16 protein-coding genes and 1 other RNA gene are annotated in these 21,966 nt (G+C 45.2%); 5 read left to right on the forward strand and 12 right to left on the reverse strand.

Annotated elements, in window-relative coordinates; all coding sequences use genetic code 11:
- Positions 1 to 114: 114 nt before the first annotated feature.
- Complete coding sequence (gene hinT / locus QMY49_RS09850) at positions 115 to 465, reverse strand: purine nucleoside phosphoramidase (RefSeq protein WP_005446662.1); 351 nt, start codon at positions 463 to 465, stop codon at positions 115 to 117.
- Positions 466 to 700: 235 nt separating this feature from the next.
- Here hinT and QMY49_RS09855 point away from each other — a divergent pair, with 235 nt between their 5' ends.
- Complete coding sequence (locus QMY49_RS09855) at positions 701 to 2,692, forward strand: methyl-accepting chemotaxis protein (RefSeq protein ID WP_029790272.1); 1,992 nt, start codon at positions 701 to 703, stop codon at positions 2,690 to 2,692.
- Positions 2,693 to 2,857: 165 nt separating this feature from the next.
- The gene (locus QMY49_RS09860; protein ID WP_005437515.1) at positions 2,858 to 4,018 is read left to right on the forward strand and encodes a DUF1887 family protein; all 1,161 of its coding nucleotides are present in this window, start codon (positions 2,858 to 2,860) and stop codon (positions 4,016 to 4,018) included.
- A gap of 164 nt (positions 4,019 to 4,182) precedes the next feature.
- Here QMY49_RS09860 and udp read toward each other — a convergent pair whose 3' ends face one another.
- The 5 genes from udp to QMY49_RS09885 form a co-directional block, all read right to left on the reverse strand.
- The gene (gene udp / locus QMY49_RS09865; RefSeq protein ID WP_005437517.1) at positions 4,183 to 4,941 is read right to left on the reverse strand and encodes a uridine phosphorylase; all 759 of its coding nucleotides are present in this window, start codon (positions 4,939 to 4,941) and stop codon (positions 4,183 to 4,185) included.
- A gap of 305 nt (positions 4,942 to 5,246) precedes the next feature.
- Positions 5,247 to 7,553 carry a zinc/cadmium/mercury/lead-transporting ATPase gene (locus QMY49_RS09870; RefSeq protein ID WP_101960921.1) on the reverse strand — a complete coding sequence of 769 codons (2,307 nt, stop codon included), beginning with the start codon at positions 7,551 to 7,553 and terminating at the stop codon, positions 5,247 to 5,249.
- 99 nt (positions 7,554 to 7,652) lie between these two features.
- Positions 7,653 to 9,104, reverse strand: a complete 1,452-nt coding sequence (locus QMY49_RS09875; RefSeq protein ID WP_005446645.1) for an MATE family efflux transporter — start codon at positions 9,102 to 9,104, stop codon at positions 7,653 to 7,655.
- A gap of 63 nt (positions 9,105 to 9,167) precedes the next feature.
- Complete coding sequence (locus QMY49_RS09880; protein ID WP_005446643.1) at positions 9,168 to 9,587, reverse strand: CBS domain-containing protein; 420 nt, start codon at positions 9,585 to 9,587, stop codon at positions 9,168 to 9,170.
- A 344-nt stretch (positions 9,588 to 9,931) separates the two neighbouring features.
- The gene (locus QMY49_RS09885) at positions 9,932 to 11,551 is read right to left on the reverse strand and encodes an NAD(P)/FAD-dependent oxidoreductase (protein WP_005446641.1); all 1,620 of its coding nucleotides are present in this window, start codon (positions 11,549 to 11,551) and stop codon (positions 9,932 to 9,934) included.
- A 232-nt stretch (positions 11,552 to 11,783) separates the two neighbouring features.
- On the opposite strand from QMY49_RS09885, the gene fdxA reads away from it, so the two are divergent.
- Entirely contained in the window at positions 11,784 to 12,107 is a 324-nt protein-coding gene (gene fdxA / locus QMY49_RS09890; RefSeq protein ID WP_005431654.1) for a ferredoxin FdxA, read from the forward strand.
- 90 nt (positions 12,108 to 12,197) lie between these two features.
- Here fdxA and QMY49_RS09895 read toward each other — a convergent pair whose 3' ends face one another.
- The 5 genes from QMY49_RS09895 to QMY49_RS09915 all read right to left on the reverse strand — a co-directional run bounded on the left by QMY49_RS09895 (position 12,198) and on the right by QMY49_RS09915 (position 19,877).
- The gene (locus QMY49_RS09895) at positions 12,198 to 12,932 is read right to left on the reverse strand and encodes an RNA methyltransferase (RefSeq protein ID WP_050908950.1); all 735 of its coding nucleotides are present in this window, start codon (positions 12,930 to 12,932) and stop codon (positions 12,198 to 12,200) included.
- A gap of 184 nt (positions 12,933 to 13,116) precedes the next feature.
- Complete coding sequence (locus QMY49_RS09900) at positions 13,117 to 15,870, reverse strand: cation-translocating P-type ATPase (RefSeq protein ID WP_283311277.1); 2,754 nt, start codon at positions 15,868 to 15,870, stop codon at positions 13,117 to 13,119.
- Positions 15,871 to 16,721: 851 nt separating this feature from the next.
- Positions 16,722 to 16,818: signal recognition particle sRNA small type (gene ffs / locus QMY49_RS09905), an RNA gene on the reverse strand.
- Positions 16,819 to 16,961: 143 nt separating this feature from the next.
- On the reverse strand, positions 16,962 to 18,959 hold the full coding sequence (locus QMY49_RS09910) for a GGDEF domain-containing protein (protein ID WP_009698326.1): 1,998 nt from the start codon (positions 18,957 to 18,959) through the stop codon (positions 16,962 to 16,964).
- 174 nt (positions 18,960 to 19,133) lie between these two features.
- Positions 19,134 to 19,877: a VP0952 family biofilm-associated protein gene (locus QMY49_RS09915; RefSeq protein ID WP_005446632.1), complete on the reverse strand. Its 744-nt coding sequence runs from the start codon at positions 19,875 to 19,877 to the stop codon at positions 19,134 to 19,136.
- Between the two features lie 273 nt (positions 19,878 to 20,150).
- Here QMY49_RS09915 and QMY49_RS09920 point away from each other — a divergent pair, with 273 nt between their 5' ends.
- The gene (locus tag QMY49_RS09920; RefSeq protein WP_005446629.1) at positions 20,151 to 20,453 is read left to right on the forward strand and encodes a DNA base-flipping protein; all 303 of its coding nucleotides are present in this window, start codon (positions 20,151 to 20,153) and stop codon (positions 20,451 to 20,453) included.
- Positions 20,454 to 20,487: 34 nt separating this feature from the next.
- Here QMY49_RS09920 and QMY49_RS09925 read toward each other — a convergent pair whose 3' ends face one another.
- Entirely contained in the window at positions 20,488 to 20,922 is a 435-nt protein-coding gene (locus QMY49_RS09925; RefSeq protein WP_038899106.1) for a YbaY family lipoprotein, read from the reverse strand.
- 167 nt (positions 20,923 to 21,089) lie between these two features.
- Between QMY49_RS09925 and tesB the strand changes: the two genes are divergently transcribed.
- Positions 21,090 to 21,950, forward strand: coding sequence for an acyl-CoA thioesterase II (tesB, locus tag QMY49_RS09930; RefSeq protein WP_005446627.1), 861 nt, complete (start codon positions 21,090 to 21,092; stop codon positions 21,948 to 21,950).
- The last annotated feature ends 16 nt before the right edge of the window (positions 21,951 to 21,966 follow it).

Genomic DNA, 21,966 nt, shown 5'->3' on the forward strand with positions numbered 1-21,966 from the left:
ATGTGTCGTTCACAGAAATATACCCAAGTAATTTCAAAACATTGGCTGAGCCAAACATCCCGAAGTGCTTGGGTATAAAGAAGTGGATGAACTGCTTCATCCACTTCTAATAGATTAGCTCAATACCATTGGACCTAAAGGACGACCGCCCACTAGATGCATATGAATATGATAGACTTCCTGACCGCCATGTGAGTTACAGTTTACAATCAAACGGTAACCGTCTTCTGCAATGCCTTCTTCTTTAGCCAGCTTTTTCGCAACCGTGAACATGCGCCCCATCATCGCTTCATCTTCGGCTTCCACGTCATTAGTTGTCGGGATCAGCTTATTTGGAATGATAAGAATGTGGCTTGGTGCACGCGGATTAATATCACGAAACGCCGTTACTAAATCATCTTGGTAAAGGACATCTGCTGGGATTTCTTTGCGAATAATTTTGCTAAAGATGGTTTCTTCCGCCATGGGTACTCCATTTTATAAGGTGTGTAACCTATTTAGTATGCGCTAAGCCAAAAGCGAGCTCAATAAAAAACAGTGTTCACTTAACATTATCAATATAAGCCGTTACGTTGAAGCTTTTTTTGTCGTGTCCGTCATAAAACGTGCGTCTCAAACTCAATACAATCCAATGAATTTTGTTACTTTTTTAAGACATTTCTTATTTATCTTGTCTATTTTTGGGAGAGGAAGCTCACTTATGCGAGGTTCAGTTATTAAACGGATGTATGCAGGCTTCGCGCTAATCATCGTCCTGTTTGCGGTCACGATTGCCATTATGATGGGGGGCATGAATGATATTCACGGTAAGTTTGAGACAGTATCCAAGTCTTCACTACCACTTGTTTCACTATCTAACCAGACCAGTGTGGAACTGCTTTCCGCAGATAAATCTTTTAAGGATTTCCTGACCACAGAGAATAAACAACGCATGGATGAAATGCGTCAGGAATTTGCTAAATCTCAACAGCGCTTTGAAGAGACATTGAGTCAACTTGAAATCGCGAGTCAAATCTACCCTTCTCTTGCCGAACCATTTTCTCAACTTAAAGAACTTGAGCAGAGCTACTTTACCGAAGCAAAAGAAGCCATGGACAACTATGAGGCAATGTTCTCTGCACAAGAAGAAGTGCAAAAATCATCGCGTCGTTTCCAAAAGCTCAACACAGAGCTTTCTGTTGGTCTTAAAGAATACGTTGCAGATCAATCCAGCATCTCAGTGAAAGTGATGGCAAAAAGCTACTTCATTAAATTAAAAGATGCTGAAGTTATTACCTCGGATGCGCTGGCAAGTACCAACCCAGAATTCGTAACTCAAGCGGTAGCAAAAAACCGTAAAGCAGTCACGCACCTAAACTACGCGTTCCGTGGACTTGTGACACAACTGCCTGAGCTGCAAAAAGCCTTCGGCGAATCGGTTGAGCAGTTTACTCGCGACGTAGGTATGCGTGGCGGAGTATTGGATCAACACAACAGTTACTTATCGGCTCGATCTGCGTTGTACAATAACATTGCTAACCTAGCGACAAAAGTAGACTCTAGCATGGCAATTCTTGAACAATTCACCACAACCGCAACCGACAAGCTGAACGAATCTCTCGCTGACGCTGGGGACATCTACTCAGCGGGCGTGACTAAAGCGATTGTCATTGCTGTTATTGTTGTTCTCTTTGCAACAGCGATCGGCTACCACATCGCGCAAAGTGTTCGTGAACCACTAACTCGCATCTTAAAAGCGTTGGAAGGCCTTACAGAAGGCGATATGACGCAACGTATCGACAACCGTTACAACAACGAATTCAGCCGTGTGAGCGGTCACATCAATACGCTCGCGGATAGCCTGCACAACATCCTTGTGAAACTAAACGATGCATCAGACAACTTAGCAACAACCGCATCAACCAACGAGCAAACTTCTTCACAAGCACAAACACAATTGAATTCTCAACGTGAGCAAACCGCTAATGTGGCGACAGCAATGACTGAGATGTCTCACTCAGTACAAGAAGTCGCGCAGAGTGCACAAGGCTCGCTAGAGATGGTACAACGTGTTGAGACAGCGTCTGACCAAGGACGCAACGTGATGAACAGCAATATCTCGACCATCAACCAACTTGAGACACGTTTAAACGAATCAGTGTCTGCGGTTTCTGAATTGCAGAAAATGAGTGGGCAAATTGGCTCTATTCTGGATGTAATTCGTAACATTGCTGAACAAACCAACCTACTCGCACTGAATGCCGCCATTGAGGCAGCACGTGCTGGCGAGCAAGGTCGTGGTTTTGCAGTTGTTGCCGATGAAGTTCGAGTGTTAGCTTCCAAGACGACACAATCGACAACTGAGATTGAGTCAATGATCAGTAACCTACAAACCAGTTCACAAACCGCGAGTCAGGTGATTCAAAGTTGTATGAGTGATATGGAAATGTCGGTGGAACAAGCATCAAAAGCAAACAGTTCAATGGAAGAAATCCAAGCACTGATCATCGAAATCAGCCAAATGAGCACGCATATATCTCAGGCGGCAGCTGAGCAGAGCGAGACTTCTGCCGATATTGCACGCAGCATTGAAGACATCAATAGCATTGCAGACCAAAGCTATCACGCGATGTCTAGCATTGCGCAAACCAGCGAATCAATGACGCAACTTGCGCATCAGCAAAATGAACTGGTTCATCGATTTAAGCTATAAAATCGAACGCAAAAAGTAGCGGATTTATTGCAACCAACTGTATAAGGGTGACTTTTTATTAAAGTCACCCTTGTTTTTTATGAGCCTTGTCTACATATGGTTATTATGGCTTGCTCATCCCTTTTCTTTTCTCTTTTCGAGCAAGCCAAATAAGAAGGAAAACCTATGGCTGTTCATGTTGGTATTATCGACCAAGATCCAGTGAGATTAGTCACTCCTCTTTTGGATAATCGCACTGTAAGTACACATATCGTCTTCATCGGCGACAAAAGCCAATCCGATATGTACGAGCGACTGAGCGCAGTATTAGAGCAGCGAGAAATTACTTCCGAATTCTTTGAAATTCCTTCTGCAGTAAACACTTCTCTGATCAAACAATCTGTCCACAAATTGGCAAAAGACCTCCACGACCGAGGCGAAGAAGTTAAACTCAATGCAAGCTGTGGTCTTCGTCACCGTCTGCTTTCCGTGTACGAAGTCTTCCGTACTTATCGCTGGCCAATCTTCGTTGTAGAGCCAAACAGTGACAAATTATGCTGGCTTTACCCAGATGGCAAAGAAGACACGCAAGTAGAAGACCACATTACGATTTCTGACTACCTTACAATTTTCGGTGCGCGCGGTGAATTCCACCACGTAGACCTTCCTCCTCAACTTGACCAAAAGCTGTATGAACTTGGCGAGCGCTGGGCGTCTAACGCGTTAGAGCTTGGTCCTGGTCTTGCTACACTAAACTACCTTGCAACAACGTGTCGTAAAGAGCAAAAGCTAGATGTTGAGCTTTCTGAGAAACAACAAGGCTACCGTGAACTGAACATGTTGTTGACCGACTTGGTCGAAGCGCAAATCGCCACTTACGAAAACGGCGTACTGACGTTTGCTGACGAAGATGCACGCCGCTTCTCAAATGGTGAGTGGTTAGAAACTCTGGTTCACAGCACCGTTAAACAAATTCAAGACACCATGCCGACCATTCAAGACCGTTCGTTGAACGTGCAGGTTTATCGCAAACTCGGTGAAAGTGAAGTTCGTAATGAGCTTGACGTGGCAACGGTGGTGAACAACAAGCTTCACATCATCGAATGTAAAACCAAAGGCATGCGTGACGATGGCGATGACACGCTCTACAAACTTGAATCGCTGCGTGATCTTCTTGGCGGTCTACAAGCAAGAGCGATGTTGGTGAGCTTCCGCCCACTGCGCCATAATGACATCACTCGTGCAGAAGATTTAGGTTTGGCACTGATCGGTCCTGATGAACTCAAAGATCTCAAAACTCACCTTTCTGCATGGTTTGAAGCCGCTGGCGGTTCTGACGAAATCTAGTTTTTAACCTCCAATCAAAAAAACAGAAAAGCAGCCCTCTCGGCTGCTTTTTTTTATTGCGTCAGGTTTAAAGTTGTTGCACCCAAACAAAACGAACAGATAGAAAAAACCAGAGGCGAACCTCTGGTTTTTCCCGTTTGTTTAAATGCCAACTAATGTTGTACTTAAAGCATCTTACGAGCGGCTTCTACTACAACTTTAATTGAGCGAGCTTCCGTTTCTTTCAGAGTTGAATGATCTGGAATCTCTTTTTGTGTACGGTTGATGATTACACCCGCCACACAACCTGCTTTCAGGCCAGAGCTTGCACACATGGTTAGCAATGTTGCTGACTCCATTTCGAAGTTCAGAACGCCCATGTCTTGCCACTCTTGCATAGAACCTTGGAAACGCTTAACAACACGACCAGAGAAAGTATCGTAACGCTCTTGACCTGGGTAGAAAGTGTCACTTGAAGCAGTCACACCCATATGAACTGTTGCACCAGACTCTTCAACTGCTGCTTTCATTGCTGTTGCGATTTCGAAATCTGCTACTGCTGGGAACTCCATTGGAGCAAAGTGTAGGCTCGCGCCATCTAGACGAACAGAACCTGTCGTAACGATCATGTCACCTACGTTTACGTGTGGTTGGATTGCGCCAGTAGTACCAACACGTAGGAAAGTACGAACACCAAGTTGCGCTAGCTCTTCTACTGCAATAGAAGTAGATGGACCACCGATACCTGTAGAACAAACCACAACAGGTTTACCGTCTAGCTCTGCACGGTATAGCGTGTATTCACGGTGACTTGCTAGAAATACTGGGTTTTCCATTTCTTCTGCGATTTTTTGTACGCGTGCTGGATCGCCTGGAATGATTGCTAGAGTAGCACCATTAAGATCAGCTTCAGTAACACCTAAATGGAATACAGCTTGAGACATAAGTCGCTCCTTGTTGTGGCTTATTTTGTAAACAATAAGCTCATTAATAAGTTGTTGGGTACAGATGCACTGTAGCGAACCTTTTACCAACTTTGAGTGATCACAATCACAATGAAACAATGTAATAAATCTACACTTTCAAATAAAAACGGTTTGGATCACACTTTACAGACCAAAAGATCATTTCATTGCATAGTAATCAGTGATTCACCAAATGAAACCATCACTAAGACCATCTCGATTAACAGATATAAAAAAGCCTGAGACGTCTCCGCCTCAGGCTAATTCTTAATACACGTTTATGATTATTTTACTTGCTTAGTTTCAAAGCGTAATAGTCTTAGAGCGTTCAAAGTCACCAAGGCAGTAGCCCCGCTGTCGGCTAATACCGCAACCCATAACCCGGTAATACCGAGTAAGCTTGTCACCAAGAACACGCCTTTCAAGCCTAAAGCCAACGCTACGTTCTGACGAATATTATTGAGCGTCGCACGTGATAGCTCAATCATCGCAGGCAATTCAACCAAGCGGTTGTGAGTCAGGGCCGCATCTGCGGTTTCTAGCGCAACATCCGTACCACCACCCATGGCGATACCGATGCTGGATGCTTTCATCGCCGGTGCATCGTTAATACCATCTCCGACCATCGCGACAGTGTGTTGCGCTGATATCTCTTCCACATAGTGCACTTTATCCGCTGGTAACAGACTGGCTTTGTAATCAAGACCAATCTGGTTAGCAATAGCTTCTGCACTACGTGGGTTATCACCGGTTAACATGACTGATGAAATACCAAGTTTCTTCAGTGCAGCAACCGCTTGCTGGGCGTCTTGGCGAAGCGTGTCTTGCCATGCGATCAAGCCAAGGACTTCATGATCATGACGAGCAATAACGACCGTTTTACCCTGCCCTTCTAACTCAACCACTTGTTGCTCAACCTGTTGCGAGATTGGGAAGTCTGCTTTCGATGGTGCGATGACTTGAACCAACTTCCCTTCAACCACACCTGTCACACCAGAACCAACCTGCGCAGTTTTATCTGCCGCTTCAGGAATATTGATGCCTTGCTCTTGCGCTTTACTTACCAGCGATAACGCTAGTGGGTGACTTGAGCCAATCTCAATCGACGCCGTTAAGCTTAATAGCTGCTCTTCTGTTACATCGAATGGAACCACGTCAGTCACTTGCGGTTTACCTTGTGTCAAAGTACCTGTTTTGTCGAACGCGACAGATTCAACACGTCCCAACAGTTCCAACGCTGCACCGCCTTTGATCAAGGCACCTCGTTTTGCTGCCGCGGCTAAACCTGAGGTAATCGCTGCAGGAGTAGAGATAACCAAAGCACATGGACATGCGATCAATAACAATGCTAAACCGCGGTATACCCATGTCTCCCAAGGTTGTGCAAACAGCAATGGCGGTGTGATGATGACTAATAGAGAGACAAGCATCATCAGCGGTGTGTACCAACGACTGAATTTATCTAGGAAGCGTTCAAGCGGTGCTTTGCGTGACTCTGCTTCTTCAATCAAATGCAGAATACGGTCGATCGCGTTTTCACCTTGGCGAGACGTCACTTTCACTTGCACGACTTTGTCGACAACCACGGCACCCGCCATGATTTTTCCACCTTCAGCATGTTCAACTGGAACGGATTCACCGGTTAGTGCGCTCTCATCAAAGCTTGCTGCTTGGGTCATAAGTAGACCGTCAGCAGGCATACGACCACCAGGAGCGACTTCAATAATGTCACCTGGCTGAAGCTGTGACGCTGGCACTTCTTGACGTTCGCCGTCCACAATTAGTGTCGTATTTTCAGGCACTAAGTCCATCAATGCCTGAACACCACTGCGAGCACGAGATGATGCGTATGCTTCTAACTTTTCACCAATAAGGAAAAGCAATAGCACCATCGCTGCTTCAGCAGTTTCGCCAAGGTAAAGTGCACCTAATGCTGCGACACTCATTAATGTTTCAATCGCAAACGGAGTGCCACTACGAGCCAATTTCACCGCTTTCATTGCAACCGGATACAAACCAAGCAAACAGGTTAAGGTAAACAGCCAAGTACTTAACGTTGGGTTGAAATCAGAAATGATGCCAGCAAACGCCATTGCACCTGCGATCGATAGGATTTGTACATTGTCTTTAACAATGCCTAACCAACCTTTCTTTTCTGCTTTTGGCTTTGGTGCATCGGTAGAAGTTAATGGAAAACCAGTTTGTTGAGAGACCTGCTCAATTACAGCCGCGACGGCACGGTTATCAAAATCGACGACCAATTTTTCGGTTGCGAATAGTACTTTAGCGTTGGTAACCCCTTCTACAGAGGTAATCGCCTTCTCTAGCTTTTGGGCACAAGAAGGACAGTCCATACCAGACACTAACCAGCTATGACGAATGGAGGATTCGAGGGGTTCGGCAGGACCTTCGTCTTCGGCAGACTCTGAGCTACAACCGCCGCTACTGCAGCAAGAGCCTTCTGAGCCGACCACGCTCGCTTGCGTGATATTGAGAGTTGGTTTTGCCGGTGCGCAGCAAGAGTCGTTTGCACCTACCGCCACCGCAGATTTGATTTTGCCAGATTGGCAACCTTGATGTTTTGTACACATAATTCACTTTCCTTATTGGTGATGAGTCTCTTTCTGCCACTAAGGATAAACCTTGGAGCTAGCTCCAAGGTCAAGAACAATATGATGAATTAAGCAAAATTACGCTTTTTCTTCTTCCAAAGCCGTTGCGACTTCGTCGATCAATACCGCGTCATGCGAACAGAAAGGCTGAGTGTTAACACAAGTAATCGCTGGGTCATCTTCAATAATGTCTTCCCCAAAGTTCTGCATCAGATCTTTGATGTGCTTGTTCAGTACTACCAGTGCAAGTAAACCAAATACAATCGTACCCACCGCTTGTCCATATAGCACACCAAGTGCGCCATACCATTGAGCCCCAAAGTACACAAATGGTAATGTACCAATTGTCGCTTTACCCAAATTCAATGCCGTTGAATAAAGCGGTTTACCAAGGTTGTTAAACGAGGTATTCGCAACAAATAAAGTGCCATTGAATACAAATGTGATAGCAACGTAAGTGCAGAACGCGACAACAATAATCGCGGCATCCCCCGTCAAACTAAACATAGCGACGATGTAATCTTGCAAAACATAAAGCAAGGCACAAACACCCAGCGTGTAAATAGTGGTAACCAACAAAGAGTCTGTCAGTGTTCGCTTCACGCGGTCCATTCGCTCCGCGCCAAAGTTCTGCCCAATGATAGGACCAACCGCACCAGACAATGCAAAAATCACAGCAAAACACACTGGTGTTAAACGCCCTATCACCGCAAAGCCTGCGACAAAGTCCTCACCGAATTGAGCAATATGTGTCGTTACAATCGCGTTGCCAATTGGCGTTGCGGTATTAGTGATGATTGCTGGAATGGCAATCGCCAAAATCGGCTTAAGGTTATTTTTGAAGATATCGAATGTTGGAAAGGACACCAACTGATGCACTTTCACCAGTGGATAAAGGGAGAATGCCAATACCGTAAAACGAGCAATCACCGAAGCCGCCGCCGCACCTTCCACGTTCCATTTGAAGACAAAGATAAAGAGAGGATCAAGAATCGCATTAACGATACCACCAGCCAACGTGGCCCACATCGAGCGTTTAGCATCACCAGCAGCACGCAAACCTGCACCGGCTGACATACCTAATGCCAAAATTGGCGCACTTGGCAGAAGAATGTTGAGATACGCTTCAGCACGCTCCGCCGCAACTCCTTCCGCACCGATGGCTGCGAGTAATTCAGGAATGTGGATGAACATACCAATGGTAATGACCAAGCTGATCATAAAAGCCACCAGCATGATGCTACCACTGGTCAACTTCGCTCGTTCGAAATCCTTTGCACCGATCGCTTTGGAAACTAAAGCGCCCATCGCTATCGAGGTACCTATCGATGCTGAAGTTGAGAAGAAAATTAATGTTCCCGCGAAACCAACCGCCGCAGCCAACTCGACCTGCCCCAACATACTGATGAACAACATATCGAGCAAATCGACGACAAACAGCGCCATTAAACCCACGGAGCCCGCTCCGGACATCACCAGAATGTGGCGCATGGTTGAACCTTGGACAAACTTTGCGTCTTGCGTAGACATATTCTTCCTCAACGACAAAAAGACGCCGTAGCGTCTTTCGTCTTCATACTTATTGTTTCGTTATTAAACGGGGTGTTTGAAACATTCGTTCAGCGTTTTTCCTATCGCTCTCAGCACATCGCGTCTTGTAATCACACCGACGAGTTTCTCTTTATCATCTACCACAGGGTACATTTTTGGCTTGCCTATCTTCATCATGTCGGCCAGCTCAATGATCGACATATCCGGCGATACAGACAAAACATCATCATGCATACACTCTTCTACTGTGTGCGTGTCCTGACAGTGATAACTGGCTTTAACGAGTTTGTCCAAAAGGTCTTGTTCAGAAAGGAATCCAATGACTTTCTCGTTTTCGTCGATAACAGGTCCACCTAGAGTAACACTTTGCATCACCTTGTCCAAAGCCGCCGTCAACGACATGTTCTTGGTGAAAGTCACTGCCTGTAACGTCATGTAATCTTTAACTTTTAGTGAGTGCATTCTTATCTCCTTAGCGGCACATTTTTGCTGCCTTTAAGATAAGTGTCGTCTAATTTCTTGATTTTACTAAATGGAAATTAGCAATTTTATCCATAGATTTAGTCTATCGATCTCTAATCGAATCAATACATAAGACAAAACAATAGATGCTCAGTTGCATATTTATATACCATCAACACCGCCCTCAGCTCAATGAATAACCATGAGAATATAAAGCATGAGAAGAGGTTGGATAAGTAACCAGTCGTTCAAAAACTTAAATGAGAAATAACTAGCTATGCAGCAAAGACAAAAAAGCCAGCCTATGATCGGGCTGGCTTTCGACGTTATATCACGCGACTAAATTATGCATTTTCCAGTGAAGCTACGATGTCACGCGCTACGGCTTCCGCCACTTTGATGCCATCAATACCCGCAGAAAGAATACCACCAGCATAACCGGCACCTTCACCCGCAGGGAAGAAACCTTTTAAGTTAATGCTCTGGAAGTCTTTGCCACGCTTGATGCAAACTGGAGAAGACGTACGTGTTTCAACACCTGTAAGCAAACCATCTTCTGATGCAAAACCTTTGATCTTACGATCGAATGCTGGAATCGCTTCACGAATCGCTTCAATAGCAAATGCAGGTAGCGCTTTTGACAGGTCAGTCAATTTGATGCCCGGAGTGAACGATGGCTCAACATCACCCAGTGCGCTTGGATCGCGACCTTTCAGGAAGTCACCAATTTTCTGTGCTGGTGCGTCGTAGTTCTCACCACCGAGTGTGTAAGCGCCCGATTCCAGTTCACGTTGGAAACGGATACCTGCTAGTGGATCGCCTGGGTAATCTACCTCTGGTGAGATACCGACGACGATTGCGCTGTTCGCGTTACGCTCCGCACGAGAGTACTGGCTCATGCCGTTCGTTACTACACGACCTTCTTCAGAAGTTGCCGCAACTACCGTACCACCAGGGCACATACAGAAGCTGTAAACCGTACGACCATTCTTACAGTGGTGAACCAGTTTGTAGTCTGCAGCACCAAGAATTGGGTGACCTGCGTTTGGACCAAAACGCGCTTCGTCGATCATCGACTGTTTATGCTCGATACGGAAACCAACAGAGAATGGTTTCGCTTCCATGTAAACGCCACGGTCGTGCAGCATTTCAAAGGTATCACGAGCACTATGACCTACCGCTAGTACTACGTGACGAGATTTGATCTCTTCACCGTTTGATAGCGTTACGCCTGTGATTTGACCATCTTCCATATGCAGATCGTCAACACGAGTGCTAAAGCGGATCTCACCACCTAGCTCGATGATTTTCGCGCGCATCTTCTCGATCATGGTAACCAGTTTAAAGGTACCGATGTGCGGCTTACTTACGTATAGAATTTCTTCTGGGGCACCAGCTTCAACAAACTCAGTGATCACTTTGCGACCGTAGAAATTTGGATCTTTCACTTGGCTGTAAAGTTTACCATCAGAGAAAGTACCTGCACCGCCCTCACCAAACTGTACGTTCGATTCTGGGTTAAGTGTACGCTTGCGCCAGAAGCCAAACGTGTCTTTAGTGCGCTCACGTACTTCTTTACCACGTTCAACGATGATTGGGTTAAAGCCCATTTGAGCCAAAACCAAACCCGCAAAAAGACCACAAGGACCGAAACCGATCACCACTGGGCGCTCAGTTAGGTTCTCAGGTGCTTTCGCCACGAACTTGTATTCCATGTCAGGTGTTTGGCGAACATGTGGGTCTTTTTCAAATTTCGCTAACAACGCTTCTTCATCACCTTCAACGATGATGTCTAGCGTGTAGATAAGATGAATATTGGTTTTCTTACGAGCATCGTAGCCGCGTCTAAAGACATTAAAAGAGATAACTTTCTCAGCAGCAATGCCAAGCTTTTTAGTAATCGCGTCCAATAGCGCGCCTTCCTCGTGATCAAGAGGAAGTTTAATTTCATTAATACGAATCATGTGATGTCTCGTTATGGTAGGTGTCTTAGCCAGAACTGCTATTTTCTCCTCGTTAATATCAAGGGTGAAAAAGCAGTCAGCTCACAATGGCGCGCATTTTACGAGAAATTGAATTGTCTGTCATACTAAATCCAAGTTGCGCGGCGGAATTAACGTAGCGAATGTTGAATTTTGCCTTGGGATGAGTATTATCCCCATTCTTCAATTTTGACTAACTTAAGAGCTGATTATCATGGCGTTTGTCGTAACCGATAACTGTATCCAATGTAAATACACTGACTGTGTCGCGGTATGCCCTGCAGATGCCTTCCACGAAGGTCCAAACTTTATGGTAATCAACCCGATTGAATGCATCGATTGTGGCTTGTGCGTGGATGAATGTGCCGCAGCCGCCATCTTCCAAGAAGACGAGCTACCAGAAGATCAAGTGATCTACAAAGAGCTCAACGCAGAGCTTGCGGAAATCTGGCCGGTACAAACTGAAGTGAAGCCAGCAATGGATGAAGCAGAAAAGTGGAACGGCGTGCCAAACAAGTTGGACATGCTAGAAAAATAAGCGCATTAAAACGAAAAAAGCGTAATGAACCTCAACTTGAAAAAGTCTGGCTCGTTACGCTTTTTTTGTATCTATGATTCGTCGCTGCGATTAGCTGTGTTGACGACGCATGTTGTCCAGAATAATACCTGTCGCCATTGCTACATTTAGAGACTCTGCACCACCAAATGCTGGAATAGTAATCTTGTCAGTCACAAATTTAGACGCCGCTTCACGCACACCATGAGATTCGCTGCCCATCAACAAAATACCGTCTGCTGAGAATTCTGTCTTGTGCACACTCTCGCCTTCAAGGAAAGCGCCATATACTGGCAAGTTTGCCTCTTCTAAGTAGCTTGGTAAATCCACTAGGCTAACTTGCACACGACCAAAGCTACCCATGGTTGCGCTGATGGTTTTTGGGTTGTATGGATCGGCACAATCTGTGCTCGCGATGATGTGCTTGATACCGTACCAGTCTGCTACGCGAATAATCGTACCTAGGTTGCCCGGATCAGAAACGCCATCCAATGCGATCATCAAGCCTTTTGCCTGAGGCACTGTTACGTTTGGAATTTCAACCACAGCAATAGCTGCATTGTTGCTGACTAGGGTACTTGCCTTGGTTAAGTCATCAAGTGACGCTTCAATACATTCGAAACTGTTGAGTTCTTGACGATGCTCATCCAGAAACTCGACCGTCGCAAAAATCTGCTTTACCGTGAGCGAGCTGTTCGCCAATTCCAGTACGTTCTTTTCACCTTGAACCAGAAATAAGCCGTGCGCTTTACGCTGCTTCTTTTGACCTAAAGCACGCAGCAGTTTTAGTTGGTTTTTTGAAATCATGAAAATATCCCAGATGAAAGTTGGTGAAGTACCAGATGAAAACGGAGAGGATTATAGAGTAAACCTTCGCACAGCTAAAGAGATGCCTTGCTTGAGAGAAAAGAAAAGCCCGCCAAGCTATCACTCTCGGCGGGCTTTAGGTCTCTGTCGCTTCCCTATGCTGCAAGAATCGACATCACTATCCTTAAACGACTTTGGTTTTCGTCATCTCTTTGATACCAGACAAAATGAACGTCGGCAGTGAAGACACTAATATCACACCAAATAGGTGACCAGCACTCAGCGCCTCTGTATTAAAGATAAGCTGACCAAGACTCGTGTAAATAACGCCAAGAGACAGCATTGCTGATACTGCGACTGCCCCCAGTAGGTATTTATTGGTGAGTGGGTTCTTACGATATAGCGAGTTAAACGTACGCGAATCAAACAAGTGCCATAACTGGGCAAAAATCAACATTGCGAATGCCATTGTCTGTGCATATTGAGCGCTTTGACCGCTACTCAATGCCCAGTTGAACGCCAAATAGCTCATTCCGCCTAATGCTAAACCACGCGTCACAATACGTGTACCGAGATGGTCGCTGAAGAAACTTTCGTTACGCTTGCGCGGCTTACGTTCCATCAAGTCTTTCTCTTCTGGCTCAACACCCAACGCCAAAGCAGGCAAGCCGTCAGAGACTAGGTTAATCCAAAGAATCATCAATGGCGTGAGTGGTAGAATCGCCTCAGGTCCCATCATCAAGAAAGCAAATAAGATAACCGACACTTCACCCACGTTCGCTGTCAGTGCTTGGCGAATGAACTTACGCAAGTTATCGAAGATCTGACGTCCTTGGCGCACGGCTTTCACGATCGTACTGAAGTTGTCATCCAGAAGGATCAAATCACCTGAATCTTTGGCCACCGAAGTACCGGTAATACCCATCGCAACACCAATGTCAGCTCGACGAAGGGCAGGTGCGTCATTAACGCCATCACCCGTCATCGCTGCCACTTCATTATTGTGTTGCTGAGCTTGAACAATACGCAGCTTGTGTTCTGGCGTCACGCGGGCAAAGACTGCCACTTCCGGGCAAATCTTACGCAATGCCTCATCGTCCATTTCATCCAGTTGTGCTCCCGTTATAACCAAGTCTTTTTCACTGCGGATAATGCCGATTTCGCGTGCAATTGCCGCTGCAGTGAGTGCATGGTCACCCGTGATCATTACCGTGCGAACGCCAGCGTTGTAACAACTCTCTACTGCATCTCGAACCTCTGGACGCGGTGGGTCCATGATTCCATACAAACCAAGCACGGTCACATCTTTCTCTAGCTCAGCAGGATCACGCTTTAGGTCATCCTCTGTCAGCTCTTTGTAACCCACCGCCAAAGTACGAAGCACTTGCTCTGCGAAGTCCTGAATTGCCGCTTCATAATTCGCGATGACCTCTTCTGCTGGACTTGCCGCTAACGCAAGGCTACCTGTCGACATGGTTGGAGCTGTTGGTAGCTCACCACCATCAACCATAAAACCAGAGGCATTACGCAGCACCACATCTGGCGCACCTTTGATAGCAAGGAAGTGCTTACCATCAGGTCCTTTAACAATCACTGACGCCATCTTACGTGCAGAGTCGAATGGGAACTTCTCGACGATAGAGTAACCGCCTGTTGATAGCATGTCTGATTGTTCCAGACCCGCTTTTGCCGCGGCAACAATCAGTGCACCCTCGGTTGGGTTACCACGCACTGACGAATTATCACCATCTTTGATGTATTCCGCATCATTACACAGGGTCGCAACTACCAAGCCTTTCATCATTTCTGGGCTTTGCTTTGCATCAACCGTATGACCTAGAGGTTTGAATTCCCCCTCAGGGCTAAAGCCTTTGCCCGACACTTCCCAGTAACGACCACTTGCATCGTACGCTTTCATTACCTGCATTTGGTTTTGTGTCAGCGTACCGGTTTTATCCGAACAGATAACCGTGGTTGAACCGAGCGTTTCAATCGCAGAAAGCTGCTTCGCCAATGCGTTGTTCTTCACCATACGTGTTGAGCCCATGGTCAACACAATTGAAATAACCGTTGGTAGACCTTCTGGAATTGCTGCTACCGATAGAGAAATACCCGTGTTGAGGATTTCGAGCCAAGGCATACCATGGTAAAGACCGATACCACAAACCACAGCAACCACACCCAAAGCCGCAACCATCAAGGTCTTCGCAATGGTATCCATACGTTCTTGCATTGGTGTTTTGGTTTCTTCGGTGTTTGCCATCATATCCGCAATATGACCGACTTCCGTCTTCATGCCTGTGCTGACTACTACACCTAAGCCTGTACCTGTCGTCACAATCGTGGTCATAAAGCCCATATTACGCTGATCACCAAGACCAACGGTTTCGTCTTCAATCACCTTGACGATTTTATCAACCGGCTCAGACTCACCAGTAAGCGCAGCCTCATCTACTGCGAGACGGTTCGCTTCGATGATACGCACGTCCGCTGCGAGGATGTCACCCGTATTAATCTTTAGGATATCGCCTGGCACAATGTCACGCGCCAAGACATCAACCCATTCTCCATTGCGACGAACTTGTGCGGTTGGGGCTGCCATTTCTTGCAGTGCTTCCATGCCCTTCTGAGCTTTAAACTCTTGCCAAAATGCAATGATGGCATTGATGAAGATGATCACAGTGATGGCAATCGCATCAACTAGGTGACCAGTGAAGAAGGAAACAATCGCACCAATACCCAGAATGAAGATCAATGGGTTCTTAAATTGGTGTAGAAATAGCTCAAGCGCAGATTTGCCTTCTTGCTCTTGTAGCTCATTTTTGCCGTGTTCAGCCTGACGCTGTTCTACTTCTTCCGAAGTCAGACCTTGCTCAGTTGATACATTAAATTGAGTCAGTGTTTCTTCAACCGACTCAGTAAACCACTTTTTAGTCATGGGGGTCTCCAAAAAGCATTCAAGCGACATCAGTACAATTTCAAACTGATAAAAAGCATTCGCTGAATAGAATTGAGTTAAATCACCTCGCTCGTCACCTTTGCACCGTTTATTTTCATTTTGAATATTTATCAAGAATCTATTCAGTGTTATGTCAGCGAGTAAAAATAACCTACCCGAACCAATGAATACTTGTAATTAACTTTCAGCCCCGAAAAAGGCGAATGCGGACGAATCTTTGACCCCAATCAATCTCAATTTTATTTTGTCATACAAAAAATAAAACAAGTGTAAAAGATCATGAATAAGACCCCGAATAGACGGAAAATACACTTCATATTTCCCGAAAAGTGTAATTTTTCTACAGATTAATTTTCTTAAAGATTGCTAACAAATCTAACAAGCAGACAAACCATTCGAATAAACAGGAACGAGAAGATAAAAGAATTGCTAACAGAAAATAATGATGCGAGCACTGTAAGAATATAAAGCCTTGCATTCATCGGTAATGAATATTTATTTTCTGAGCATATTCTGGGAAAAATGAATAACGCGGGGAAAAGTGCGACTTTAGATTCCTTACCATAGAATGAAGCTCGCCCATGTATACCCAAATAACCTCGAGATGCTTGGTTCAGCGAGAATGACTTGGTTTGAAGGCGAGGCAACAATTTGAAGATCTAATGGTTCTAAATCGAAAATTGTTAACGAAGCATGCGAACCAAGGCAACTCGCCCTTCGGGAGCGTGTCACTTGGGTATAGGTACAGAAATCAGGGTATTGAATGGCTCTAAAGTGCAGAAGATGAAAACGAAAAAGCCCCGCTGTATAAGCGAGGCTTTTAAAGGGTGGGACCCCAGCCACATCCCGGCACACAAGTCACACGCTGCGGCTGCTTCCTTCCGGACCTGACCGAGTTCACGAGCTATTGTTGCGAGAGGACCAGAGCCCCATAATTCTTGCTTTGAGAGCTTGTCTCAAATGATGTGAGGATTATTCAGCATCGCCTCTCGGATTGCAAGGGCTAAAGCGACGAATTTGTCCTTTTCACTTCCGTTTGGACAAAACTCGGTCAATTCAGTCTATTAAAGCTAAACCATACAAGGGTTTGCTTCATTGCAATTCCGGGAAGCTTGTTTGCTCGAGTACATATCTTCATCTGCTAAATGCAGCGCTTGCTCAAGACTAACGCTTCGCTCTCGCTTGGCGGAAACACCCACAGAAATGGTTACCACATTCAAACCATCAGATTGTTCGTCTTTGACATCCAGTGAACTCAGTTCTTCAACCGCTCGACTTAACTGAACCTCAGTAGGATAGCCAAGCAAAATAAACTCATCACCACCAATCCGATAACTTCTACCCGCCCACACACGATGTATTTTGAGCGACAGCAATTGCAACACTTTATCCCCTGCTCGATGTCCAAACGTATCGTTGATTTGCTTGAAGTGGTTAATATCGAGATACAAGACCGCAAGATCCTTTGGTACACCCTGTCGGTACTTAAGTTGTAACGAGCGTCGATTTCTCAATCCAGTCAAGTTGTCAGTGTTTGATTGACGGTATAGGTACAAGCTGACACCAACCGCAAACACCAGCACAAAAACAAACACAGCTTGAGTCTGCGTCGCCAAACGAACTTCATATTCTAAGGCGGTTCGCCAATCTGGTCTTAAGTCATACTGAGCAACAATTTTCTCCAAATCTAGCATGGAGATTGCTCGACTAAAGTATGGGGCGAGAATTTCACCACGCTGATTGGTTGTTAACCCTATCGACAATTCCGATTCGTAAAACTCACCAATCGCATCGTCTTGTTCAATTGGAATTAACTCACTCAAACGTAAGAAATGATTCAGCATAGCGGTGTCCATCGCAATGTAATCAATCTCTCTGGCTAACAAGGCATCTAATGTTGCTTGCTGAGAATCAAATCGCTTGAGTTCTTTTAATGGCAGCATTTGGGTAAGCATTTGATCAAAAAAGTCATCTTTTACCACACCAATACGTTCAGAAATAAGCTGAGAAACATGGGAATATACGTTGGGCTTGTAGCCCAAGCGTTTCACCATAACCGACGTTGGTTGGTAATGAGGTTGAGGGAAGTAACTGAAAGCACGTCGTTCTCGACTGATGGTCAGTGGCGCTAATAAATCGAATTCACCTTGGATAAATTGGGCGTACATGGACTCCCAACTTTCATCAGGCTTACTGATAACCACACAATTCAAAGCCAAAATTTTACAGCTTTTCATTACGACGTCTGCTGTCATCCCTTCGATAGAACCGTCCTCTTTATAAACCACGTAAGGAAAGATAGATTCAAACTTGATAGTAAGAGGCTGCTCTAAATCGATTGGCAGTCGTTTGATAGATTCACGCAATGCTGTCTGTCGAAGTTCAAACTGATATAGCGCAACTTGTTCGCGTAAATGCTTTTGTACCGATTCATCGTGAATAAAATTGGCAAACGTCGACAACTCATCAAGATGTGATCCTTTCTGGCTAACAATAGAAACAGGCTTGATGGAGATTTGGTCATTAAGAAGTTTGGCATCAAAGCCTTCTAGCAACATAGGTTTGAGTTGATTGATAGCATCTACTACCCCATCAACTTGACCAGAACGCAGCAGTGCCACCGCTTCTTCATGCCCTTGATAAGGAACTTGAAGCAACTCAGGGTAGTTTTGTTGAATAAGCTCTGCATAGATGGTGTCTTTTGGTACCCCAACAACACTCGCTTCACCTAAGGTCGCGTCATTCAAACCATACAGATAAGTATATTCAATGTTAGTTGGACGTGAATAACTGAACTTCAGTGCACGTTCTGAGGTGTAGGTGATATTCGCAGCAAAGTCGCTCTCACCGTTCGCAACAGAATCCAAAATAGCGTCGAAACTCGAGTAATTCACGTACTGGATCGAAACACCAAAATGTTCTGCTACTGCGTCAAATAACACGCGAGTAACGACATCATCCGCCTCTGTCGCTACCTTATAATTAGGGGCTTGTTCCGGTTCTGCTTTGAGGCTCAAACTCAATAGAAAGCAAGCAAAAACCAACAGCCTTTGAACTACTTTAACCATGACAAACGTTTCTAAAAGGACCCTTCATACATATTGAAGGTAGGATTGAATTTTCATTATTAAATGCACAATAAATATGAAAGGCCGAACATATAACATTCGGCCTATTATTTCATAAACAAATCAAGAGTCTGCCGCACGGGTCACTATTTACCCAGAGCGACTACAACTATTTCATAACTCTGCCTGCTCATCGCTACTACGTAAGATGTAGTCCGTCATCCAAGCCGTTCCGAGCAAACAAATCCAAACAACAAAGACAGGGTTTGGTACTTCAATGTTTGGGCTAACGACTAATGCAGCGAACCCTACGGTCGGCAAAGTCCAGCAGAGCAACTTACCCCAACGCATCGAATTTCGAATCTTAGTTAACGCCTCCATAGAAGCCAGAATTCCCGTAATACTTAGTGCGACAAGCACAGCATAAGGCAAATCAGCTAACCACAGTGGCAGCAACAACAGCAATGACCACCAACTGTGTTTTTCTGAAGGTTTCCAATGATTTGCTGCCCACCACATGACTATCACTGATAAGGTTTGTACCACTGTCAACCACGCAGAGCCATCAAGCTTCCCGGCTTGTTGTGTCACCATAATGCCTACTTGTAAGGTCAATACAATCAGACCCGCGGTAAGCAATACGCCTAGTGAACTACGACGTGAGAACACGACCATTAATAGTGGGAATAGGATCAAAACGCCCACTGACAATGCAATCGGCTGCATCGACAGAGTGACACCATAAACGGTCATGGCACCGAGCAGAATCAAACCGGCAATTCCTCCTTGTGGCAATATCCACAGTGCGGGAATCATTAAGGCGAGAACGGGGATCTCTCCTTCGCTCAAACTGATGGCACGAGCACACACCACGGCAAGAAGAGTCGTAATAAGAAATTGAAGTGTCGAAAAAATCATAGCGCCTCCTGGCTTCCCCAACCAACTTGGTAACTCAACGGCATGTCAAACTGGGCATTAAAAGTCGTTGAGCGGGTCTATATGTAAACTAAGCATAAGCTTGTTTTTGTATTTCCAACTTACTCTGAGAGATCACTTGCAGCTCACAAAAGAAACAATAAAAGGCGGTGAAGAGAGATGAGCGACAAATGATGTTAAGGAGCAAGAACTGATAGCGAAGTACAAGTCTTGTGTATTACCATTCCTTGGTAAACAACAATGGACACTTTCAGTATGGACCAATTTTTAATGCAAATCTTTGCTGTAATTCACCAAATTCCCACCGGACGTGTTTCTACTTATGGTGAAATTGCCAAAATGGCTGGCTATCCGGGCTACGCAAGGCATGTTGGTAAAGCGTTAGGTAATCTACCCGAAGGCAGTAAACTGCCATGGTTTCGTGTCATAAATAGTCAGGGGAAGATTTCGTTGAAAGGTCGCGATCTGGAAAGACAAAAGCAAAAGCTTGAAGCTGAGGGAATTGAAGTGTCTGAGATTGGAAAAGTCTCGCTCAGAAAATACAAATGGCAGCCTTAATGGCTGCCATTTTAACAATCAGTTGGGCTAACGATTAACGAGTACCAACAAGACGAATGTTTGCTTGGTGCGTTTGTTCTGTATCTGTAATGACAGGAATGCTTGTGTCATTGATAAAGCGCAATTTACCATCCACTTCGATACGAGCACGTAGGCTGTAACGGTGGTTTGGTTTGATATCGTTGCTGTTGTAGCTCAGTTCAAATGCCAAAGGTACTTGTTTACCCTCTGTCTCGAATGTTTGTTTCGCTAGTACTTTAGCTGGGGCATCCGCAAGAGAAACATCTTCTAGCGCAACCGTAACGACTGCGTGCGGAGGCAGTGCAATACGCTCACGGTAAGCCACTGTACCTGTAATTGTCTTCATAGACGCCTCAGCTGATTCCATTTCTGTTGTTTGAGAAGTTTGGCAACCCACTAGTGCAGCACCGAATAGTAAAGAAGTAACAAGTAGTAGTGTTTTTTTCATAGTTTCCTCAACGGGTGTATCAATTCGCGCTAAGTATAGAGGGAGATTATTAAACTGTCTGCTGTACGCTTATCTATTTGACAATAGTTTGACTAAGTTAGAAATTATCAAACAGTTGATTTTGTTTCATAATTGAAGCAGCAATAAAAACAAGGTGAGGAGACATCATGAGTAAACCACTAAGAGAATTGCTCAGCCTACTACAACTCGAAAAACTAGAAGAAGGCTTGTTCCGTGGTCAAAGCGAGAACCTAGGTTTACCTCAAGTTTACGGTGGCCAGGTTATTGGACAGGCATTATCTGCTGCACGTTACACTGTAGAGGACGCACGCACAGTGCACTCGTTTCACAGTTATTTCCTCTATCCTGGCGATCCAGAGAAACCAATCATCTATGACGTAGAGAACCTACGTGACGGGCGCAGCTTTAGTACTCGTCGAGTCAAAGCGATTCAAAATGGTCGTCCTATTTTCTATCTAACGGCGTCTTATCATGGCGATGCTCCTGGTTTTGATCATCAAAACACCATGCCAGATATTCCTGGACCGGAGAATTTTCCTTCGGAAACTGAGCTTGCCAGCCATATTGCAGAGTTCTTACCCGAGCGTTTACGCAAAACATTCTGTGGCGAAAAACCTATCGAGACTCGCCCAGTCAACATCGTAAACCCATTGAAACCTAAGAAAACTGAAGCGAAACAGTACCTATGGATTCGCGCCAATGGAGAAATGCCAGAGAACCAACTGATTCACCAATATCTCCTAGCTTACGCGTCGGATTGGGGCTTCCTAACAACGGCACTTCATCCACACGAAGTGTCATTGATGACTCCGAACTTCCAAGTGGCAACCATCGATCACTCTATCTGGTTCCACCGCCCGTTTAAGATGGATGAGTGGTTGCTGTATGTTATTGAAAGTCCAACCGCCAGTAACACTCGCGGTCTAGTTCGTGGGGAAATCTACAACCAACAAGGTCATCTTGTTGCAACGGCAGTTCAAGAAGGTGTGATGCGCTTTACCAAATAGCTCTTCTCACAAATTG

The sequence above is a fragment of the Vibrio harveyi genome (assembly GCF_030060435.1).
Lineage (GTDB): Bacteria > Pseudomonadota > Gammaproteobacteria > Enterobacterales > Vibrionaceae > Vibrio > Vibrio harveyi.